This is a genomic window from Longimicrobium sp. (genome assembly GCF_036387355.1).
Taxonomy (GTDB): Bacteria; Gemmatimonadota; Gemmatimonadetes; order Longimicrobiales; family Longimicrobiaceae; genus Longimicrobium.
Genome location: NZ_DASVTX010000526.1, coordinates 1 through 1,508, shown reverse-complemented (window position 1 = coordinate 1,508; position 1,508 = coordinate 1). Strand labels below are relative to the sequence as shown.

Below are 1,508 nucleotides of genomic sequence, written 5' to 3'. Positions count from 1 at the left end.
TCCTCGGCCTCGCGGCGGGCGTACTCCAGGTGCTCGGCCGAAAGCTCCTGCGCGCCGGCGCCCACGGTGGGCGCGGGGCGGCCGAGGGCTTCCAGGATGCGCGCCCGGCGGCGCTCGACGTAGGCCTGTGCGGTCACGGGTGCGGCGGCGTTGGTGCTCATGGAACGGGGGCTCCAGCCAGAAACGTACGGGGGATCTGTATCCCGGGGTCGGGGCGGGCAACATAGGCCGGCGCCCGGCGGGACGCAACGCGGAGGGGATGCGCGCGGGCGGGGCTGCCCCGCGCGGCGGGGCGGGCTCAGGCCGGAGCGCGCATTTCGGCCATGACGCCGGCGCGGGGGCGCGGCCCGTCCGCGGCGGCCGGCGGATCGGCCGCGTCCATGGTCGCGAGTTCCAGCGCGGCGCCGTCCAGGGCCGCGTCGCTCATGACGGCGCCGGTGAGGTCGGCTCCGCGCAGGATGGCGTTCTCCAGCCGCGCGCCCGTGAGGTCCGCGCCGGCCAGGTTGCTCCCCGTAAGGTTGGCGCTGCGCAGGTCCGCGCCGCACAGCCGGGCACCGCTGAGGTCCGCGTAGTCCAGCGTGGCGTGCTCCAGCACCGCGTCCTGCAGGTTGGCGCCGTGCAGGTACGCGCCGGTGAGGTTGGCGCCCTTGAACTGCGCCCCCACTGCGTCCGCCCCCGTCAGCACCGCGCCCTTCATGAAGGCGCCGGTAAAGCGCGCGCCGCGCAGGGTGGCCCACTCCAGAAACACGCCCTCCGCGTAGGCCCACTCCATCACCGCGTTTTCGGCGTGCACGCCCCACAGGGTGGCGCCCTTGAGGAACGCCTCGGTGAGGTCGGCCTCGCCCAGGTCCGCGCCCTTGAGGTCGGCCCCCTGCAGCTCCGCGCCGGCCAGGTTGGCCCGCCGCAGCCGCGCGCCGGCCATGTGCGCGCCCTTGAGCACCGCGCGCTCCAGCAGCGCCTCCGAAAGCTCCGCCCGCTCCAGCCGCGCGCCGCGCAGGTCCGCGCCCCGCAGCCGCAGGTGCCCCGCGGCAATCAGCATCCACAGGTCTCGGTCGCTCAGCAGGCGTTCCATGGGCGGGGCTCCGGGGGAAGGTTGGGAGTGGGGCGGGTCAGCGTCCGGCGCTCTGCGTGGCGACGCGCCAGCGCATGCGGCCGGCCCATCCGCAGCGGCGGCATTCGCGGGCGGCGGCGCCCCCCAGGCGGGCCAGCAGCAGGTCCACCGAGCCCGCCGTGCGGCGCCGGTCCGTCACCGTGCGGCAGCAGGGGCACTGCGGAGCCACGGGAAGCCGGCCGAGGTAGTGCGAAAGCCCCCACGCGGACGCCGAAGCGGCGGCCAGGGCCAGGAGTATGATTACGAGCGTCACGCCAGTTCCCTGCGTCGCCGTACCGGGCAGCGGTCCGGACACTCCGGACCCGCACAAACGCTATGCAACCGCCGTTCCCCGGCCGCAGCACGGACTTTGCGAGGTCCCCCGCCCCGCACCACGCAAGCCTTGGCCGAGGCGGCC

2 protein-coding genes are annotated in these 1,508 nt (G+C 75.9%); both read right to left on the bottom strand.

Translation table 11 applies throughout. From position 1 onward, the window contains the following. Positions 1–298 precede the first annotated feature (298 nt). On the bottom strand, positions 299–1,072 hold the full coding sequence (locus VF665_RS22820; RefSeq protein ID WP_331055786.1) for a pentapeptide repeat-containing protein: 774 nt from the start codon (positions 1,070–1,072) through the stop codon (positions 299–301). A 37-nt stretch (positions 1,073–1,109) separates the two neighbouring features. After that, positions 1,110–1,364, bottom strand: coding sequence for a hypothetical protein (locus VF665_RS22815; protein WP_331055785.1), 255 nt, complete (start codon positions 1,362–1,364; stop codon positions 1,110–1,112). Positions 1,365–1,508: the final 144 nt, after the last annotated feature.

Excerpts from the sequence above, each read along its gene's own strand:
- VF665_RS22820 (WP_331055786.1), bottom strand. The coding sequence starts at position 1,072 with ATGGAACGCCTGCTGAGCGACCGAGACCTGTGGATGCTGATTGCCGCG.